The organism is Actinoplanes sp. NPDC051633 (assembly GCF_040681735.1).
Classification (GTDB): domain Bacteria; phylum Actinomycetota; class Actinomycetes; order Mycobacteriales; family Micromonosporaceae; genus Actinoplanes.
In genome coordinates this window covers 1-1,845 of sequence record NZ_JBFAZH010001383.1, presented here as the reverse complement: position 1 = coordinate 1,845, position 1,845 = coordinate 1, and the positions used below count along the sequence as shown (strand labels likewise).

1 protein-coding gene is annotated in these 1,845 nt (G+C 66.5%); it reads left to right on the top strand.

Annotated features, from left to right (window positions below; translation table 11 throughout):
• Positions 1-134 precede the first annotated feature (134 nt).
• Entirely contained in the window at positions 135-1,538 is a 1,404-nt protein-coding gene (locus AB0M20_RS41215) for a nucleoside permease (protein ID WP_364306736.1), read from the top strand.
• Positions 1,539-1,845: the final 307 nt, after the last annotated feature.

Sequence of the window (1,845 nt, the reverse complement as noted above, 5' to 3'; positions counted from 1 at the left end):
ACGGCCTGCGGGCCGCCGTCGTCACCGATGCCGTCCTGAGGTCCGCCGCCAGCGACACCTGGGTGGAGGTAGCTGCATGAACCGCCTCTGTCTTCACCGCACCCCTACGACCCTTTCTCGTCGCCTGACACCGGATGGGCGACGGGCCGATGAGTACCCATCCCAGCCGGGAAGCGCCCACGGGGCACGACCACTTTGTTGAGGGAGGCACCACCATGACCGCTTCGACAGCTCAGCCCCGGGGGAGGATCAGTACGGCCACGCGCCTGAAGCTCTCCTTGATGATGTTCCTCGAGTTCTTCGTGTGGGGTGCCTGGTTCGTCACCATGGGCACATTCCTCGCCAAGACCCTGTCGGCCTCGGGAAGCCAGATCAGCCTTGCCTATCTGACCCAGTCCCTGGGCGCCATCGCGGCGCCGTTCATCGTCGGACTGATCGCCGACCAGTTCTTCTCCGCCCAGAAGGTCCTGGGCATCCTGCACATCGCCGGCGCCGCGCTGCTGTACTGGGCGTCCACGATGGAGACGTTCGGGGCGTTCTTCCCGGTCATCCTCGCCTACATGATCCTGTACATGCCGACGCTGGCGCTGGTGAACTCCGTGTCGTTCCGCCAGATGACCAATCCCGAGAAGCAGTTCCCGGCGGTGCGGGTGCTGGGAACCATCGGGTGGATCGTGGCCGGTGTGATCATCGGCTGGTTGGCCTGGGAACAGGCAGGGACGCTCGCCCTGACCTTCCGGATGGCCGCGGTCGCGTCGCTTATCCTCGGCGTGTTCAGCTTCCTGCTGCCCGCCACCCCACCGGTTCGGCGCGGCGAGAAGGCGACCGTGCGCGACATCCTCGGGCTCGACGCGATCGGTCTCCTGAAGAACCGTTCCTTCCTGGTGTTCTTCCTTTCCTCGATCGCGATCTGCATTCCCCTGGCGTTCTACTACAACTTCACCAACCTGTTCCTCAACGAGGCGGGCGTGCGCTCCGCGGCCGCGGTCCAGTCGCTGGGGCAGGTGTCCGAGGTGCTGTTCCTGCTGCTCATGCCGTTCCTGCTGGTGCGATTGGGCGTGAAGCTCACGCTGGCTGTCGGCATGGCGGCCTGGGCGTTGCGGTACGTCTTCTTCGCCTATGGCGACGCCGGAAGCCTGTACTGGATGCTCCTGCTGGGCATCGTCCTGCACGGGATCTGCTACGACTTCTTCTTCGTCGCCGGGCAGATCTACACCGACAAGTTCGCCGGTCAGCGATTCCGCAGCGCGGCCCAAGGGCTGATCACCCTGGCCACGTACGGCGTGGGCATCCTGATCGGCTCGCTCCTGGCCGGCCCCATCGTGGACCGCTTCGCTACCGCCGACGGTCACAACTGGACCCAGATCTGGATCATCCCGGCCGCCATCGCTGGCGTCGTGCTGGTGCTGTTCCTGATCCTGTTCAAGGACCGACGCGTGGTGGAGGACACGACGATGCTCGACGCATCCAGAACGACCTTGGAGGCACCCGGAGCGCCAGTTCCGCGGGAGGATCGGCCGCGCTCTGGCACCCCATGACCGCTACCAGGGGACCGGGGCGTCCTGTAGCGGTCGCGGCCGGGTTCCGCCGGTCCAATGGGCGAGCTCCGTCTGCTGTACGCCCCGCAGCGTCCCGGCACTCGTGGCCGCGCCGACCTGTGTCACGAACTCCGCGAACTTCGGAAACGCCGATCTGGCGGCGGATCCAGCCGTCAAGCCGGCGAGCTGTTCCGGCGCCGGACTACCGGCCGGAGCCGTAGACAGCCGCGCGGCGTACGCGCGACTCCGCGTCCGGCGGGACACCGGTCCGGTGCATCTCCATGACCACTTCAGCTGCGGGTTTCGG

What these genes read in the sequence shown, in the direction of transcription:
- AB0M20_RS41215 (WP_364306736.1), top strand. Translation starts at nt 135, where the DNA reads ATGGGCGACGGGCCGATGAGTACCCATCCCAGCCGGGAAGCGCCCACG.